We start from the raw sequence: 16,993 nt of genomic DNA, 5'->3' as shown, positions 1-16,993 counted from the left end.
GGCATGTCCATGATGCGGACTGAAGGCCGAGCGGAACATCTCGTTCCGGGGACGTTCTGTCGTCCCTCCCGGTTAATCGCGTGCTATTCCCGATCGTCACCATCGAAGATGAGGAAAACGTCACGCGCCCCGAGGGGATCACAGGAGCATGGCTGGCGTACGCTGTACGGCTGAGAGCGGATCGCAGAGGAACCGCTTCTGCGTGATACCGCCTCACACCTCGGTGGCGCCGCGCACTCGCAGGGAGAGGAGGACGCGGTGTTCATCGGAGCAGGTTCCCTGTTCGATTCACCGTGGATCTACGCCCTGGTAGCCGCCTCCATCGTGCTCGACGTCTTCCTGCCGGTGATGCCGAGCGGCGTCCTGCTGATCTCGGCGGCCACGGCCGGCACCGCCGCCGGCGGCAACGACGTCCTCGACGTGCTCGCCCTGCTGCTCTGCGCGGCCGTCGCCTCCACCCTGGGCGACCTGGCCGCCTACCGCCTCGCCTGGCGCGGCGGCGAGTGGATCGACCAGCACGTGGCGCACTCCCGCCGGCTCTCCACCGCCCAGGAGATCCTGGGTGCCGTCCTGTCCCGCGGCGGTGGCGCGCTCGTCGTGCTCGCCCGCTTCGCCCCGGCCGGCCGCTCCGTCGTCAGCCTCACCGCCGGCGCCGCGCACCGCCGCATCCGCGAGTTCCTGCCCTGGTCGGCGCTGGCCGGCCTGGCCTGGGCCGCGTACAGCGTGGGCCTGGGCTACGCGGGCGGCCAGTGGCTCGGCGCCGGCTGGCTCGGCACCGCCACCTCCGCCGTCGCGCTGATCGGCTCCGGCTCCCTCGCCGCGTACGTCTTCCGCCGGGAGCGCCGCGCCCAGACGGTCGTCCCGGTGACGCTGCCCGCGCAGACCGCGGCCACGCCCGAGCGGGCCGCCGTCGCCGAGGCCCGCTGAGCCGCACCGGACCGCACCCCGGGTGGGCGCCGCCGATGGGCGGCCCCGCACGAGCCGTGACAGCATCGGTACGGACAGAAACCGGTCTGGGGGGCCAACGGACGGATCGGAGACCCCCCGATGCGACTCGGACCGCTCACCGGCCTGGCTGCCGTGATCCTCGCCGCCGTCTCCTACGCGCTCCAGGGGGACACCCCGGGGATCGGCAGCTCGGGGGTCGCGGTCAGGGCGTTCTACCTCACCCACGACACGCGGCAGGGCGTCGGCCTGTACCTGCTGCTCGTGGCGGGACTCTTCCTGGTCTTCTTCGCCGGCTACCTGCGGCACGTCCTGGCCACGTCCGACCGCACCGGCTGGCTGCCCCAGGTCGCCTTCGCCGGCGGCATCCTGGCCGCCCTCGGCTTCTGGATCAGCGCCGGGCTCACCCTCAGCCTGGTCGAGGCCAGCGACCGGGCCCTGGTCGGCGGCGGCGCCCTCCAGGCGCTCAACGCCCTCGGCAGCGACCTGTTCATGCCCATCCTGGCCGGGATCGGCGTCATGCTGCTCGGGGCGGGACTGGCGATCTCCCGCGGCGACGGCGACCCGCTGCCGCACTGGCTGGGCTGGGTGGCCTTCGTCCTGGGCGTGCTGATGTTCATCCCGTACGCCGGCTTCATCGGCCTCGGGCTGGCCGGGCTGTGGGTCATCGCCGTGTGCGTGATCCTGCTCGCACCGGGGCAGCGGCAGGGCACGCCCGGCGGTCCCGGCGCTGCCGCTCCCGGCCCGGCCGCTCCGGGTCCCGGTCAGCCGCGGGACGACACCGGCCGCTGAGCCCGCTGCGCAGCGGGCTCCGGCCGTGCGGGGCCGCGGCTCAGCGCGTCCTGCGGTACGCGGTCCCGTCCGCCGACCGCTCCAGCCAGCCGCCTTCCACCAGGTAGCGGCGGAGGGCCGCGCAGTCGTCGTGCACCGTGCGCAGCGCCTCGTTGACCTCGCGCTCGTGGTAGTCCCGCCCCGGCCGGAAGAGGGTCTCGGTCAGATGCCGCAGCAACTGCTCGCGCCGCGCCACCCGGCGCGGGATGACCGTGAGCCGTCCCTGCGAAAACAGGGCCGACACCGCATGCGCACCGCTCTCGGACACAGCGCACTCCTCCATGCTCGGGACGACACATTCCGCCGGGCAGCGTGACACGCGGGGCTGACCGGGGGCACGCGAATTTCGGCTGGCACGATAGGGACATGAGCGTCGTCAAGATCAACGTACTGACCGTCCCGGCCGAGCAGCGCGAGGTGCTGGAGAAGCGGTTCGCCTCACGGGCGGGCGCCGTGGAGGGCTCGGACGGCTTCGAGTGGTTCGAGCTGCTGCGCCCGGTCGAGGGCACCGACCAGTACCTCGTCTACACGCGGTGGCGCAGCGAGGAGGACTTCCGCAACTGGATGTCCGGCCCGATGCAGGCCGCGCACCGCGAGGGCGGCGAGGGCGGTGCGGAGCGGCCCAGGCCGGCCGCCAGCGGGTCCACCCTGTGGTCCTTCGAGGTCGTCCAGCAGGCCGCGCCGAAGCAGGCCTGACCCCGCGCGGCGCCCCGTTCCCGCGGGGCGCCGCCCACCGGCCCGGGAAACCGCCTTGCCGTCCGCGATCACCGCGCGTCAGGCTGTGACCATGGACCGGCCGCTGCTCTTCCTCGACGTCGACGGCCCTCTCAACCCGTACGCGGCCAAGCGCACCCGGCGGCCCGAGGGCTACACCACGCTGAGGGTGCCGGCGCCCGGCGTCTCCGCCCGCCCGCTGCGGGTGTGGCTCAACCCCGCGCACGGCGAGGCGCTGCTCGGGCTGGGTTTCGACCTGTGCTGGGCCACCACCTGGATGGCGGAGGCCAACCGCTGGATCGCGCCGGTCATCGGCCTGCCCGAGCTGCCGTACGTCGACTTCGGCGCCGCGCTGTTCGCGCACCGTCCCGACCTCGTGCACTGGAAGACCGAGGCGCTCGTGGCGTACGCCGCCGGCCGCCGTTTCGCCTGGGTCGACGACGAGCAGGGCCCCGCCGACACGGACTGGGTCGCCACCCACCACCCCGGTCCGGCACTCCTGCACCACGTCGACCCGCGTGTCGGCCTGCGCGAGCCCGACTTCACCGCGCTCGCCGCCTTCGCCGCGTCACCGCGGTGACCGTCCCGGTCCCGGCCGCCCCGGCTGCTCACGCCGCGGGGCGGTGGGGGCCGGGGCGGTCCTGGTCCTGGCCGCAGAGTTCGGTGGTCAGACGGGTGAGCAGGGCGGCCAGGTCGGCGTGGCGTTCGGGGTTCCAGTCGCCCAGGAGTTCGGCCAGCACCTTGCGGCGGGCCTCGGTGAGCAGGGCCACGACCTCCTGACCGCGTTCGGTGAGGTACAGCGGGTTGCCCCGGCGGACGGCGTAGCGGTGTTCCTCGACCTCGAAGGCGGCGCCCTCGATGACCGTGTACGGCACCGTGGTCTGCAGGGCGAGGTCGACGGGGTCGGCGGAGCCGGTGCGGGCGATGTACAGCAGCAGCCAGGCGGAGGCGGGCTGGAGGCCGAGGCCGGTCAACGCGGTGATCCGCACGTACAGGTCGCGGCGGGCCTCACGGCTGCCGAGGACGCTCAGGCCGCGGGCGATCTCGTCGAGGGAGGAGCGGTCCACGGGGTTGGTGCCGATCGTCTCGCTCGCGTCGGGCACGGTGAGGGTGCGCCGCAGCGGCTGCTCCTTCAGGAACCAGGCCAGGACGAAGGCCAGCGAGCACACCGGTACCGCCCACAGGAAGACGCTGGTGATGGCGGTGGAGTACGCGTGCAGCACGGGGTCGCGCAGGGACGGCGGGAGCTGCCGCACGCCGCGCGGATCGGACTGGATCATCGCCGGGTCGAAGCCGGGCGGCAGGGCGAGCCCGGCGAGGGCGGCGGTGACCTCACGGGCGAGGTTGGTGGAGAAGATGGTGCCGAAGATGGAGACGCCGAAGGCCGCCCCGATGGAGCGGAAGAAGGTGGCGCCGGAGGTGGCCGCGCCCAGGTCGGCGTAGCCGACGGCGTTCTGCACGACGAGGATCAGTACCTGCATGACCAGGCCGAGCCCGAGGCCGAAGACGAGCAGGAACAGGCTCAGCGCCCAGACCGGTGTGGTCTCGTCCAGCCGGTGCAGCAGGACCAGCCCGACGATCGTGACGGCGGTCCCGGCGATCGGGAAGACCTTGTAGTGGCCGGTGCGGGAGACGACCTGGCCGGAGGCGGTGGAGGCCACCAGCATGCCCACCACCATCGGGATCATGTGCACGCCGGACCAGGTCGGCGAGTAGCCGTGCACGACCTGGAGGAAGGTCGGCAGGAAGGTCAGCGAGCCGAACATGGCGAAGCCGACGACGAAGGAGATCACCGAGCACATCCAGAAGGTGCGGATGCGGAACAGCCGCAACGGCAGCACCGGTTCCTCGGCCCGCCGCTCGACCAGGACGAAGGCCGCGACCAGCAGCACGCCGAGCACCGCGAGCCCGACCACCTGCCAGGAGCCCCAGGCCCAGGTCGTACCGCCCAGTGAGGTCATCAGCACCAGGCAGGTCGCCGCGGCCGCCACCAGCACCATGCCCCCGTAGTCGATGCGGTGCGTGGTCCGCCGTACCGGGATGTGGAGCACGGTCGCGATCACGGCGAGCGCGACGATGCCCAGCGGCAGGTTGACGTAGAACACCCAGCGCCAGCTGAGGGTGTCCACGAACAGCCCGCCCAGCAGCGGCCCGAGCACGCTGCTCGCGCCGAACACCGCCCCGAACACGCCCTGGTAGCGCCCCCGGTCGCGCGGCGGCACGATGTCGCCCACGATCGCCATCGACAGCACGATCAGTCCGCCGCCGCCCAGGCCCTGCAGGGCGCGGAAGGCGATGAGCTCGCCCATGCTCCGGGAGAGGCCGCACAGCGCCGAGCCGATCAGGAAGATCACGATGACGGACTGGAAGAGCTTCTTCCGTCCGTACATGTCGCCGAGCTTGCCCCACAGCGGGGTGGCGGCGGTGGAGGCCAGCAGGTAGGCGGTGACCACCCAGGAGAGGTGCTTCAGCCCGCCCAGGTCGCTGACGATCGTCGGCAGCGCGGTGGAGACGATGGTCTGGTCGAGGGCGGCGAGCAGCAGACCGAGCGCGAGCGCGCCGATCGCGACGTGGACGGACCGCTTGTCGGTCACTTCCGCCGGGCCGTCCGCCATGGCCCGCCCTGCGGGGGAAGTGGTGTCGTCCTGCGCCATACGGACTCGTTCCGCTCGGGCACCGGGGCTCCGGTACCGCGTTCACGTCACTTCCTTATAAATATTCACACCCTTTCCACAAGATTGGCTCCGTTTGTACGACCGTCGGGAACGGAGGCGCCTGGGCACCGGGCATGCGCGGTCTGCATAATCACTGCGACTGTCAGGGGATGGGGAGGGGGCGCCGGTGGCGTCTGACAAGCCGGCATCACCGGCTTCGCAGGAGGAGCACGAGTACGAGTCCCTCCGGGTACGGCCGTACGTGCCGGGACCGGAGGAGTACGCGGACGCGGAGGAGGCCGTCCCGGCCGCCGTGGCGGCGGGGGCCGCCAAGGCCTTCCCACCGCAGGACGCGGACCCGCCGACCGCGCCCATGGCGCCGGTGCCACCGGAGGAGGCCGCGGGGGCCGCGGGGCCGGAGGAGGACACCGACGTCATCGACCTCGGCACGGTCTCCTCGGACCGGCTGCCGGTGCCGGTGGCCGCCGCGTCCCGTGAACTGGTGCCCTACCCGTCCCGTGCCGTGAGCAGGCGCCGTGCCGGGGCCCATCGCCGCCGCCGCGGTGCGCTCGTCGCCGGCGCGGGCATCGGGGCGGTCGGCCTCGCCGTCGGCGCGGTCTTCCTCACCGCCCAGCTGACCGGCCTGCCGGACCGTACGGAGGCGGCCCCCGACCAGGGCGCCTCCGAACCGGCGGTCGAACTGCCGTCCTCCGCGCGGCCCTCGGCCTCCGCCTCGCGCTCGGCCTCGCCCAGTGCCACCCCCTCCACGCTCGCGTCCGCGAGCGCCTCGGCCTCGGCGTCGGCCACGACCGGTGCCCCGACGCCCAGCGCCGCCACGTCGCAGCCGACGGCGTCCGCCAGCGGCCAGGTCTCCCAGGCGCCCAGCTCCGCAGCGCCGCCGCCCGCGCCCGCGACGCTGCAGCGCGGTGACAGCGGACCCGCCGTCGTGGACCTCCAGAACCGTCTCAAGGCGGTGCGGCTCTACTACGGCCCCGCGAACGGCGAGTTCGACCGGAAGGTCGGCGACGCCGTGGCCCGCTTCCAGTTCTTCTACGGGGTCAAGGGCGATCCGCAGGGCGTCTACGGGCCCAACACCCGGGCGGCCCTGGAGGCGAAGACCGGCGCGACACCGGACCCGGACTCGGGCGGCAACGGGAACGGGAACGGCTGGGGCTGACCGGCCTCCGTCGTCCGTGAGCGCCCGCCCCGGGACCAGGTCCCGCGGCGGGCGCCGCCATGTCCGGCCCCGGGGCGCTCCGGCAGGATGGGGGCGTGGCGATCGACGACTTCGGCCCCAGGGGCTTCCAGCTCGTCCTGCTGCGGCGCATGGCCGACCACCGGCCCGAACTGGTGGAGGAGGCGCTGCGCAGGCTCGGGGCGAGCCGTACCGAGATGCGGGAGGCGAACCGCCGCTGGCAGGCCTGGGGACACGCCAAGGGCTTCCCGCGCGGCGAGCGCCGCTACCGCGCGGTGCTCGGGCCGCCCGAGGCGGTGCTCCGGCGGAAGGTGGGCGACCTGACCTGCCCGGCGCTGCTGTGGCCGGTCCCGCTGTGGCCCACCCTGCGGTTCGAGGTGCTGTGCGCCCCGGGCGGCGGGGCGGTCTGGAACGAGTGGCTGGTCCGCGCCCCGGGGGAGCAGGGGCCGCAGTTGTCGGGCCTCGACGACCTCGCGCCGTGGTCCTGCACCGTCGACGAGGTGGCCCGGGCGTTCCCGCCCGCACGGCCCCTGGAGGGCGACGCCCCGACCCGCTGGCGGCTGGAGTTCACCGACCCCCAGGCCCCGCCCGGGGCCGGCCGCCGGACCGCCGGCTTCACCTACGGACTGCTGCAGTACGTGGACGGGGCGGGCGACGCGTCCTGAGGTCCGCGGGGCCCGTGAGGCGGGGCCGTGAGGCGGGGCCGGCCCCGGCGGCGGCCGCGTTCGGGCACCCCCCTGGCGGAACCGCCGCACGGTTTTGTATCGTGTAGGAACAAAGTGGCTCCGCCCGTTTCCCCTGACCGGCGGGCGGGCCACTTGATTTGTCCGTCCGAGGGAGTTCCATGCTGTCGCCGTCCACCGTCGTCCCCGCCCGCGCCCTGCTGCTGGACATGGACGGCACGCTGGTCAACTCCGACGCCGTGGTCGAACGCTGCTGGCGCCGGTGGGCCGCCACCCACGGGCTCGACGGCGACGCCGTGATGAAGGTTGTCCACGGCCGCCAGGGCTACGCCACGATGGCGGTGCTGCTCCCGGACCGCCCGATGGCGGAGAACCACGCCGACAACGCCCGCATGCTCGCCGAGGAGACCGCCGACGTCGACGGCGTCGTCCCGGTCGAGGGCGCCCCGGCCTTCATGGCCGCCCTGCAGGGCCGCCCGCACGCGCTGGTGACCTCCGCGGACGAGGCCCTCGCCCGGGCCCGCATGGACGCCGCCCGCCTCCCGATGCCCGCCGTCATGGTCACCGCGGAGCGCGTCAGCGCCAGCAAGCCGGACCCGGAGGGCTTCCTCAAGGGCGCCGCCGAGCTGGGCTTCGGCCCCGAGGACTGCGTGGTCTTCGAGGACTCCGAGGTCGGCATCGCGGCCGCGAAGGCCGCCGGTATGCGGGTGGTCGGTGTCGGCCCCCGCGCCGCGGCCCACGAGCCCACGGTCCACGTCGACACGCTCGCCCAGGTCCGCGTCGAGGCCGCCGCCGACGGGACGTTCCTGCTCTGTATCGGCTAGCGCCTCCGACCCGGGGTGCCGCTTGCGGGCCGGTGGTCGTGTGCGGGTGCGTTGCGCCTGCGGGCGGCTGCGCCGGGCTGCCCGGTGGTTGTGTGCGGGTTGTATGCGCCTGCGGCGGGCGTCCCCCCGCCCGCCGCAGGCGCATACAACCCGCACCCGCAGCAGGCCGCACCCGTAACGGACCCCCGTGCTGCCCGGCGCCGTCTGGACGTGCGCGACCTCGTGGACGTCCACATCCGCGCGATGGCCTCGCCGCAGGCCGCGGGTGAACGCTTCCCGGCCACGGGCGAGTTCCGCTGGATGGCGGACATGGCCCGCACCCTGCGCGAGGGGCTCGGTGAGGACGGCCGCGAGGTGGGCACCTGGCAGGCGGTGCCGGACCGCGCCCGGAGCCCCGTCGAGCACGGCGCGGTGTGACCCGCCCGGGGAAATCCCCGTGTGCCCCGTGCCGCCGAGGTGACATCCTGGCCGGGTGAGCGGTGTGAACGGACCCGAGATCGGCATCAGCTTCGCCTCCGCGCTGCGGCTCTTCGCCGCGGCGCCACGACGGGAGGGGCGGACCACCGTCGTCACCGACGGGGTGTCCACGCTGGGACACGTCGTGGAGTCGCTCGGCGTCCCGCTCACCGAGGTCGGCCGGCTGCTGGCGGACGGCCGCGAGGTCCCCGTCTCGTACGTCCCGGTCGCCGGCGTGCACGTCGAGGTCGAGCCCGTCACCCGGCCGCAGTCCGTGCCGGGGGCGCCGCTGCGCTTCCTGCTCGACGTGCACCTGGGCACGCTCGCCCGGCGGTTGCGGCTGCTGGGGGTCGACGCCGCGTACGAGAGCGAGGACATCGGCGACCCCGCCCTGGCCGCCCGGTCGGCCGCCGAACGGCGGGTGATGCTCTCGCGGGACCGCGGCTTGCTGCGCCGCCGGGAACTGTGGGCGGGCGCCTACGTCTACAGCGACCAGCCCGACGAGCAACTGCGCGACGTGCTCGGCCGGTTCGCCCCCGTCCTGGCGCCCTGGACGCGCTGCACGGCGTGCAACGGGCCGCTGCGGGAGGCCGACAAGGACACCGTGTGGGAGAAGCTGGAGCACGGCACCCGGCGCAGCTACGACGTGTTCGCGCAGTGCGTCGTCTGTGAGCGCCCGTACTGGCGCGGCGCCCACCACGCCCGGCTGGACGCGATCGTCCGGGACGCGGTGGGCGAGTTCGGCGGCGGCTCCGCCGTGCCGTCGGGGGCCGGGGGTTCCTGAGGGTCGCGGGCGGCTCCGGCGTCCCGCGGTGGGGACAAGTGCCCCAAAGGCCCACAAGCCGCGGCAACTGTGAGCCATGGCACAGCGCTTGCGCTTCACGATTCGTCCCACCGGCTACTCACCGGTAAGGGTCGTCGCTACGGTACTGCGCAACCGGTTCCGCCGAGCGGAGCGTAGTCGTACGGGCGCGTAGCGTGTCCCGCGCGGCGGGATCCGGCTGTCCACCGTCCGAGCAGCCTGGAGAGTGCATGCGTCGCCGTCCCGGCAGCCGCACGATCCGCACCCGGATCCTCGCCCTGGTGCTGATCCCCGTCGTCGTCCTCGTCTCACTGTGGACCTTCGCCGTGGTCTCGGTGACGGGCGAACTGCGCGACCTCATCCGGCTGCAGGCCGTCTACGTCCACTACGGGACCCCGGTCGACACCGCCGTCGGCCAGATCCAGGTCGAACGGCGGCTGTCCGCCGCGTACCTGGCCTCCGGGAGCAGCCGGAGCGCGCTGGCCGACCTCACCGGGCAGCAGCGGCACACCGACGAGGTGATCGCCGCGATGCGCGCGGCGATCGGCGACCGGGGCGAGCGCGGTGACCTCAGCGCCGGCCAGAGCCGGGTGCTCACCCGGGCGCTCGCCGCCGTGGACCGGCTGCCCGCGCTGCGCCGCGACGTCATCGCCGGGCGGATCGACTGGGCGCGCGCCGTGGACCGCTACACCGACGTCGTCCTGCCCACCTTCGAGGTGCAGACCGGTCTGACCGCCCTGCAGAACGGGCAGCTGGCCCGCGAGGCGCAGAACGTCGCCGGGCTCGTCCGGGTGCGCGAGTTCGTCTCCCACGAGGACGCGCTGGTGACCGGAGGACGGGTCGCGGGCGGCTTCACCACCGACCGGTTCCGCCGGCTGGCCGCCACGATCGAGGACCGCCGGGTCTTCCAGCGCACCTACGTACCGGCCCTTCCCGCCGACTCGCGCGCCCTCTTCCGGGAGTTCGAGCGCGGGCCGCTCTACCGGTCCCTGGTCGAGGGCGAGGACGCCCTGCTCCGGGCCGGCGCGACCGGCACCGGCAAGGTGCTGGTGAGCGCGTCGTGGCGGCGGACCATGGACGACGCCGTCCGCAGGTACATGCTGCTGTGCACCGACGCGGCGAAGAACGCCGCCGCCCGCGGCCGGGACTTCGCCCGGCGGGAGCTGCTGTACGCGGGTGCCGCGGGCGGCGCGGGACTGCTCGGCGTGGGACTGTCCCTCTGGTTCTCCGTCCGCACCGGGCGCCGGATCACCCGGCGGCTGGAGGAACTGCGGGACGCCGCCGACACCCTGGCGGTGCGCCAGCTCCCCGAGGTGACCCGGCGGCTGGGCGCGGGCGAGCAGGTCGACGTGGCCGCCGAGGCGCCGCCGCTCGCCTTCGGGCGGCCGGAGGACGACGGCTCCGACAGCGCGGGCCCGGACGAGATCGGGCAGGTCGGCCGCGCGCTGAACGCGGCGCGCCGGGCCGCGGTCGAGGCCGCCGTCCGGCAGGCCGACCTGCGGCGCGCGATGTCGGCGCTGTTCCTCAACATCGCCCGCCGCAACCAGGCGCTGGTGCACCGCCAGCTGAAGCTCGTCGACACCCTCGAACGGCGCACCTCCGACCCCGACGCGCTCGCCGAGCTGTTCCGCATCGACCACCTCACCACCCGCATGCGCCGCCACGCCGAGGGCCTGATCATCCTCTCCGGGGCCGCGCCGGGACGCGTCTGGCGCAAGCCGGTGCCGATCGTCGACGTCGTCGGCGCGGCGGTCGGGGAGGTCGAGGAGTACGCGCGCGTGGTGGTGCCGCCCATGCCGGAGGTCGGCGTGGTCGGCGAGGCCGTGGTCGACCTGATCCACCTCATCGCCGAACTGGTCGAGAACGCCACGGTGTTCTCCCCGCCGCGCACCCAGGTGACCATGCGGGTCGGCGAGGCCGCGCACGGCTTCGCCCTGGAGATCGACGACCGCGGCCTCGGCATGGACGCCGACGAGCTCGAACAGGCCAACGCCACGCTCCGGCACGCGGAGGACTTCGACCCGGCGCGCAGCGAACGGCTCGGCCTGTACGTCGTCGGCCGCCTCGCCCACCGGCACGGCGTCGAAGTGACGCTCACCCGCTCCCCGTTCGGCGGCACCACGGCGGTGGTCTTCCTGCCGGGGCCGGTGCTGGCGCCCGTCACCGCCGGGCCGGGTACGGAGTCCGGGCCGGAGCCCGTGGCGACCGCCGCCGGGGCCCGGGCGGTGATCGCGGGGAGCGCGCCGGGCGACGGGGCCGTGGCGGAGCCGTCCGGCCCGCTGCCGCGGCGCAGGCGTGAGCCGGCCACGCGGGCGGTGCCCGGGCCGGCCCCGGCCGTGCCGACGGCTCCCGGGACCGGCGCGGCGCCGGCGCTGCCCACACGGGTGCGCCAGGCGAACCTGGCCCCGCAGTTGCGCGCCGGGGCGGACGATCCGGGGGCCGGACGCGAGGTCACCGGCGCCGGCCTGTCGCCGGAGCAGATGGGGGCGATCTTCGGGGCCTTCCAGCGAGGGCTGAACCGGGGACGCGACGGTGCGGGAGAAGGAGGGGCAGGGACATGACTGACGCCGAGCCGTCCGGCACGGCACATCCCGAGGACGCCGGGGCCGCCGAGGGCCTGGACTGGCTGCTGGACGACCTGGTGGACCGCACGGATCACGTGCGCCAGGCCGTGCTGCTGTCCGGGGACGGGCTGGCGACGGCCTCGTCCAAGGGGCTGACCGGCAAGGACGTCGACCATCTGGCCGCGGTGTGCTCCGGTTTCAACGGCCTGGCCAAGTCGGCCGGCCGGTCGTTCGCGGTGGGCGGGGTCCGCCAGGTCATGGTGATGCTGGACGACGCCTACCTGTTCGTCACCCCGGCCGGCGAGGGCAGTTGCCTGGCGGTCCTGTGCGCCTCGGGCGCGGACGTCGGGCAACTGGCCTACGAGATGGGCCTGCTCGTCAAGCGCACCGGACGGCACCTGGCCACTCCCGCCCGCGCGGCGGACGATCCGGGCGAGGAGTGACCCGGCGCGCCGAGGGCGGCGAGGACCGCTGGTACGACGAGGAGTCCGGCCCGATCGTCCGTCCGTACACCGTGACCGGGGGCCGTACCCGCCCCGACACGGAGCGCTCCTTCACGCTGATGGACCGCGTCCGGGCCCTGGACGAGCCCACGGGCCCGCGGGCGCAGGGGCTGGTCGACCACGCGCGCGCCTCCCTGCTGGAGCTGCTGCGCCGTCAGGGGCCGCTGCCCCTGGTGGAACTGGCGGCCGACGCCGACCTCCCGGTCACCGTGGTGCGGGTCGTGCTCGGTGACCTGGTCGACGCCGGGCTCGCCCGGGTGGACCCGCCGCCGGCCGCGGCCGGGCGGCCCGACGCGGATCTGCTGCGCGAGGTGATCCGCGGGCTGCGCGCCCTGTGAGGGCGGGTCCCCCGCGCCGGCCCGCGGGGGAGGAGGGGCGGATCCGGTGCGGTCCGACCCCTAGACATGACGTGTCCATGTCGCCAACCTGTTACCTGCCGCTCGTCCGGCAGAAACGTCCCAGCAGAAGGATGGCCGACGGTTCCAGCGGCCAAACACCCCCACACCCAAGGGAGTTCCCTATGTCCCGGATACGCAGTGCTCTCGCGCGGCGCAGTGTCTACGCGCGTCGACGCCTGGGTCTCCTCGTGGCGCTCACCAGCCTGTTCGCCGGCTTCGCGACCCTGAACGGCCCCACCGCCCAGGCGGCGCTCCCCACCCCCGTCAGCGCCGCCACCGCCCGTACCTACCTGGCCTCGCTCAGGGTCGCCACCGAGAACCGCACCGGATACAACCGCGACCTGTTCCCCCACTGGATCACCATCAGCGGCGCCTGCAACACCCGTGAGACGGTGCTCAAGCGCGACGGCAGCGGCGTGGTCACCGACTCCTCCTGCGCCGCCACCAGCGGCAGCTGGTACTCCGTCTACGACGGCGCCACCTGGACCGCCGCGTCCGACCTCGACATCGACCACCTCGTGCCCCTCGCCGAGGCCTGGGACTCCGGCGCCTCCGCCTGGACCACCTCCCAGCGGCAGGCCTTCGCCAACGACCTCACCCGCCCGCAGCTCATCGCCGTCACCGACAACGTGAACCAGGCCAAGGGCGACCAGGACCCGGCCACGTGGATGCCGTCCCGCACCGCGTACGCCTGCACCTACGTGCGCGCCTGGGTCCAGGTGAAGTACTACTACAACCTGGCGGTCGACTCCGCCGAGAAGAGCAAGCTCAGCACCGTCCTCAGCGGCTGCTGACGGCGCGTCCCGGCCCCGCCCGGCCGCCGGGACCGCGGCCCGGGCGGCGGCCGGGAACTCACGCCTTCCCTCCGACGTCCACAACTCACGACGACGGAGGGAAGGCCGACCGCCATGGCAGAACTGCGCCTGGGCCCGCTGCTGAGATACGTGGACGAGGACACGGCCACCGTGTGGGTCGAGGCGGACCGCCCCGCCACGGCGACCGTCGCCTGCGAGGACGGGGCCACCGGCAGCGAGCGCACCTGGCAGATCGCGGGCCACCACTACGCGATCGTCACCGTGACGGGGCTGCGCCCCGGCACCTCCACGCCCTACCGCGTCCTCCTCGACGGGCAGCAGGTCTGGCCGCTGCCCGGCTCCCCGTACCCGCCCAGCACCATCCACACCGCCGGGCACGGCGGGGACGGCGGGGACGACGGACAGCCGCTGCGCGTCGCCTTCGGCTCCTGCCGCTGGGCCGCGCCGCCCCCGGACGAGCCCGACCCCATCGGCCCCGACGCGCTGGACACCCTCGCCCACCACATCGGCTCCGGCGACGCGCCCCGCCCCGACCTCCTGCTGCTGCTCGGCGACCAGATCTACGCCGACGAGACCTCCGCGGCCACCCGCCGCTGGCTCGCCCGGCGCCGCGACCTGGACGAGCCGCCCTGGGACCAGGTCGCCGACTACGAGGAATACACCCACCTCTACTACGAGTCCTGGCTCGACCCGGACATCCGCTGGCTGCTGTCCACGGTGCCCAGCTGCATGATCTTCGACGACCACGACGTCATAGACGACTGGAACACCTCCCACACGTGGCGCAACACCATGCGGGAGACGGCCTGGTGGCACGAGCGCGTCACCAGCGGCCTCACCTCGTACTGGGTCCACCAGCACCTCGGCAACCTCACCCCCGCCGAACTCGCCGCCGACAAGCTCCTCGCCGCGGTGCGCGCCGCCGAGGACGGCACGGAGACCCTGCGCGCCTTCGCCGCACGCGTGGAGGCAGACCCGGCGCACACCCGCTGGAGTTACCGCCGCGACCTCGGACGCACCCGCCTGCTCATGGTCGACTCACGCGCCGCCCGCGTCCTGGACGAGCACGACCGCGCCATGCTCGACCCGGCGGAACTCGACTGGCTGCGCCAGAACGCCCGCCCCGACGGCAGCTTCGACCACCTGCTCATCGGCACCTCCCTGCCCTGGCTCCTCCCGCACGCCGTCCACGACGCGGAGGCGTGGAGCTCCGCCCTCTGCGGCGGCAGCCGCGGCCACCGCTGGACGCACCGCGGCGAACGCCTGCGCCAGGCCGGCGACCTCGAACACTGGTCGGCCTTCCCCGATTCCTTCGACGCCCTCGCCGGGCTCCTCACCGACGCCGCCGACGCCCCCGAGGCCCCCGCCACGATCTGCGTCCTGTCCGGCGACGTCCACCACGCCTACACCGCCGAGGCCCACCGCCCCGGCACGCCGCTGCGCTCCCGTCTGCTGCAACTGACCTGTTCGCCGGTCCACAACACGATCCCCGGCTTCATGCGCCTCGCCTTCCGCTTCGCCTGGACGGGCCCTGCCCGGCTCATCGGCCGCGCCCTCGCCCGTCACGGCCGCGCCGGCACCCCGTCGCTGCGCTGGCGCAAGACGGGCGGCCCCTGGTTCGGCAACCAGCTCATGACCCTGTCCCTGCGCGGCCGCGCCGCCGCGCTCCGGCTGGACCAGACCCGGGCCCCCAAGGGGACGGCACGGCGTGCGGAGTTGGTGACGGTGATGGACACCCACCTCACGACGGACTGAGCAGGGACGCGTAACCCGAGCGGAGGGCCCCGCGCGGCGCGCGGGGCCCTCCGTCGTGCTGCGTGCACCGGATCAGAAGGTGCTGGTGCTGTTGAACCTCGCGGTGGACCAGCGGTAGCCGAGGACGGTGAGGCCGGCGCACCAGGCGGCGGCGATCCACGCGTTGTCGCCGATGCCGGTGCCCAGGAGGAGGCCGCGGAGGGTCTCGATGGCGGGGGTGAAGGGCTGGTACTGGGCGATGGGCCGGAACCAGCCGGGCATGGAGTGCAGGGGCACGAAGGCGCTGGACAGCAGGGGGAGCAGGATCAGGGGGGTGGCGTTGTTGCTGGCGGCCTCGGCATTGGGGCTGACCAGGCCCATGCCGACGGCGATCCAGGTCAGTGCGGTGGCGAAGCCGACGAGCAGGGCCAGGGCGGCGAGCCATTCCAGGGGCGTGGCGTGGGTGGAGCGGAAGCCGATGGCGACGGCGACGGCGGCGACGAGGACGACGCTGAGGACGGATTGCAGGACGCTGCCGATGACGTGTCCGACGATCACGGAGCCGCGGTGGATGGCCATGGTGCGGAAGCGGGCGATGATGCCTTCGGTCATGTCGTTGGAGACCGAGACGGCGGTGCCGATGGTGGTGCTGCCGATGGTCATCAGGAGCAGGCCGGGGACGAGGTAGGCGATGTAGGCGGAGCGGTCGGGGGTGCCGCCCGCGATGCCGGCGCTCATGGTGTCGCCGAAGACGTAGACGAACAGCAGGAGCAGCATGATCGGGGTGAGGAGGAGGTTGAGGGTCAGGGAGGGGTAGCGGCGGGCGTGCAGGAGGTTGCGGCGCAGCATGGTGGAGCAGTCGCGCAGGGCGTGGGTCGGGGTGCTCATCGCAGGGCCTCCGTGGGCTGGTGGGGGACGGTGGCGGTGTCGCCGGTGAGGGCGAAGAAGACGTCGTCGAGGTCGGGGGTGTGGACGGTCAGCTCGTCGGCGTGGACGGCGGCGGCGTCGAGCCGGTCCAGGAGGGTGCGCAGGTCGCGTTGGCTGCCGTCGCTGGGCAGTTGCAGGGTCAGGGCGTCGTCGTCGCGGGCCGCGCCGGGCAGGGCGGTGGCGGCGTGGTGGTAGGCGGTGGGGTCGGTGAAGCGCAGCCGGATGTGGCCGCCGGGGATGAGGCGTTTGAGTTCGTCGGGGGTGCCTTCGGCGGCGATGGTGCCGTTGTGGAGGACGGCGATCCGGTCGGCGAGTTCGTCGGCCTCCTCCAGGTACTGGGTGGTGAGGAAGACGGTGACGCCGCCGGTGACGAGTTCGCGGATGATCTGCCACATGGTGTGGCGGGAGCGGGGGTCCAGGCCGGTGGTGGGTTCGTCCAGGAAGATGATGCGGGGGTCGCCGACCAGGGTCATGGCGATGTCCAGGCGGCGTCTCATGCCGCCGGAGTAGGTGGCGGCGGGCTTGCCGGCGGCCTCGGTGAGGTCGAAGCGTTCCAGCAGCGCGGCGGCCACCCGCCGTCCCTCGGCCTTGGACAGGTGGTGCAGGTCCGCCATCAGCAGCATGTTCTCCTCGCCGGTGATCAGCCCGTCGACGGCGGAGAACTGCCCGGTGACCCCGATCGCGGCACGCACCGCCTGCGGATCGCCGGCCAGGTCGTGGCCGGCGACCTGGGCCTGCCCGCCGTCGGCGGCGATGAGCGTGGACAGGATCTTCACCGCGGTGGTCTTCCCCGCCCCGTTCGGACCCAGCAACGCGAACACGGATCCGGCCGGGATGCGCAGGTCGATGCCGTCGAGCACGGTCTTGTCGCCGTAGGACTTGCGCAGACCGATGGCGGAGATGGCGGCGGGTGAGGCGTGACGGTCACCTTGCCTGGGCGTGGGCATG

At 74.0% G+C, this 16,993-nt stretch carries 18 protein-coding genes; 14 read left to right on the top strand and 4 right to left on the bottom strand.

Annotation, left to right across the window (positions count from 1 at the left end):
- The first annotated feature begins 258 nt into the window (after positions 1–258).
- Entirely contained in the window at positions 259–927 is a 669-nt protein-coding gene (locus ACFYYN_RS10050) for a DedA family protein (protein WP_500545383.1), read from the top strand.
- 120 nt (positions 928–1,047) lie between these two features.
- Positions 1,048–1,737, top strand: coding sequence for a hypothetical protein (locus ACFYYN_RS10045; protein WP_500322119.1), 690 nt, complete (start codon positions 1,048–1,050; stop codon positions 1,735–1,737).
- Between the two features lie 40 nt (positions 1,738–1,777).
- Here the strand turns inward: ACFYYN_RS10045 and ACFYYN_RS10040 are convergent, their stop codons facing one another.
- A complete protein-coding gene (locus ACFYYN_RS10040) occupies positions 1,778–2,059 on the bottom strand; it encodes a DUF2087 domain-containing protein (RefSeq protein ID WP_500359953.1) in 282 nt (93 codons plus the stop codon).
- An 83-nt stretch (positions 2,060–2,142) separates the two neighbouring features.
- Between ACFYYN_RS10040 and ACFYYN_RS10035 the strand changes: the two genes are divergently transcribed.
- The gene (locus ACFYYN_RS10035; RefSeq protein WP_500322123.1) at positions 2,143–2,472 is read left to right on the top strand and encodes an antibiotic biosynthesis monooxygenase family protein; all 330 of its coding nucleotides are present in this window, start codon (positions 2,143–2,145) and stop codon (positions 2,470–2,472) included.
- Between the two features lie 91 nt (positions 2,473–2,563).
- Entirely contained in the window at positions 2,564–3,070 is a 507-nt protein-coding gene (locus tag ACFYYN_RS10030) for a hypothetical protein (protein ID WP_499511667.1), read from the top strand.
- A gap of 28 nt (positions 3,071–3,098) precedes the next feature.
- Here ACFYYN_RS10030 and ACFYYN_RS10025 read toward each other — a convergent pair whose 3' ends face one another.
- Positions 3,099–5,144, bottom strand: coding sequence for an MDR family MFS transporter (locus tag ACFYYN_RS10025; protein ID WP_500545382.1), 2,046 nt, complete (start codon positions 5,142–5,144; stop codon positions 3,099–3,101).
- Between the two features lie 187 nt (positions 5,145–5,331).
- Between ACFYYN_RS10025 and ACFYYN_RS10020 the strand changes: the two genes are divergently transcribed.
- The 10 genes from ACFYYN_RS10020 (at position 5,332) to ACFYYN_RS09975 (ending at position 15,139) form a co-directional block, all read left to right on the top strand.
- Positions 5,332–6,321 carry a peptidoglycan-binding domain-containing protein gene (locus ACFYYN_RS10020; RefSeq protein WP_500545381.1) on the top strand — a complete coding sequence of 330 codons (990 nt, stop codon included), beginning with the start codon at positions 5,332–5,334 and terminating at the stop codon, positions 6,319–6,321.
- 59 nt (positions 6,322–6,380) lie between these two features.
- Positions 6,381–7,004: a hypothetical protein gene (locus ACFYYN_RS10015; RefSeq protein WP_500545380.1), complete on the top strand. Its 624-nt coding sequence runs from the start codon at positions 6,381–6,383 to the stop codon at positions 7,002–7,004.
- A 179-nt stretch (positions 7,005–7,183) separates the two neighbouring features.
- Positions 7,184–7,846, top strand: a complete 663-nt coding sequence (locus tag ACFYYN_RS10010; RefSeq protein ID WP_500545379.1) for an HAD-IA family hydrolase — start codon at positions 7,184–7,186, stop codon at positions 7,844–7,846.
- A 210-nt stretch (positions 7,847–8,056) separates the two neighbouring features.
- A complete protein-coding gene (locus ACFYYN_RS10005; protein ID WP_500545378.1) occupies positions 8,057–8,263 on the top strand; it encodes a hypothetical protein in 207 nt (68 codons plus the stop codon).
- A 64-nt stretch (positions 8,264–8,327) separates the two neighbouring features.
- Positions 8,328–9,086 carry a Mut7-C RNAse domain-containing protein gene (locus tag ACFYYN_RS10000; protein ID WP_500545486.1) on the top strand — a complete coding sequence of 253 codons (759 nt, stop codon included), beginning with the start codon at positions 8,328–8,330 and terminating at the stop codon, positions 9,084–9,086.
- Between the two features lie 248 nt (positions 9,087–9,334).
- Positions 9,335–11,665 carry a sensor histidine kinase gene (locus tag ACFYYN_RS09995; protein WP_500545377.1) on the top strand — a complete coding sequence of 777 codons (2,331 nt, stop codon included), beginning with the start codon at positions 9,335–9,337 and terminating at the stop codon, positions 11,663–11,665.
- A complete protein-coding gene (locus ACFYYN_RS09990; protein ID WP_500322132.1) occupies positions 11,662–12,111 on the top strand; it encodes a roadblock/LC7 domain-containing protein in 450 nt (149 codons plus the stop codon). The genes ACFYYN_RS09995 and ACFYYN_RS09990 overlap by 4 nt, the downstream gene beginning before the upstream one ends.
- On the top strand, positions 12,108–12,509 hold the full coding sequence (locus tag ACFYYN_RS09985) for a DUF742 domain-containing protein (RefSeq protein ID WP_500545376.1): 402 nt from the start codon (positions 12,108–12,110) through the stop codon (positions 12,507–12,509). The genes ACFYYN_RS09990 and ACFYYN_RS09985 overlap by 4 nt, the downstream gene beginning before the upstream one ends.
- 182 nt (positions 12,510–12,691) lie before the next feature.
- Positions 12,692–13,363 carry an HNH endonuclease family protein gene (locus ACFYYN_RS09980; protein WP_500545375.1) on the top strand — a complete coding sequence of 224 codons (672 nt, stop codon included), beginning with the start codon at positions 12,692–12,694 and terminating at the stop codon, positions 13,361–13,363.
- 114 nt (positions 13,364–13,477) lie between these two features.
- Entirely contained in the window at positions 13,478–15,139 is a 1,662-nt protein-coding gene (locus tag ACFYYN_RS09975; RefSeq protein WP_500545374.1) for an alkaline phosphatase D family protein, read from the top strand.
- Between the two features lie 72 nt (positions 15,140–15,211).
- Here ACFYYN_RS09975 and ACFYYN_RS09970 read toward each other — a convergent pair whose 3' ends face one another.
- Positions 15,212–16,006, bottom strand: coding sequence for an ABC transporter permease (locus tag ACFYYN_RS09970; RefSeq protein ID WP_500545372.1), 795 nt, complete (start codon positions 16,004–16,006; stop codon positions 15,212–15,214).
- Positions 16,003–16,992 carry an ATP-binding cassette domain-containing protein gene (locus ACFYYN_RS09965; RefSeq protein ID WP_500545485.1) on the bottom strand — a complete coding sequence of 330 codons (990 nt, stop codon included), beginning with the start codon at positions 16,990–16,992 and terminating at the stop codon, positions 16,003–16,005. The genes ACFYYN_RS09970 and ACFYYN_RS09965 overlap by 4 nt, the downstream gene beginning before the upstream one ends.
- Between the last annotated feature and the right edge of the window lies 1 nt (position 16,993).

It is taken from the genome of Streptomyces sp. NPDC001902, from assembly GCF_042891295.1.
Classification (GTDB): Bacteria; Actinomycetota; Actinomycetes; order Streptomycetales; family Streptomycetaceae; genus Actinacidiphila.
The sequence above is the reverse complement of the archived record's forward strand: the minus strand, read 5'-3'. Positions and strand labels throughout refer to the sequence as shown.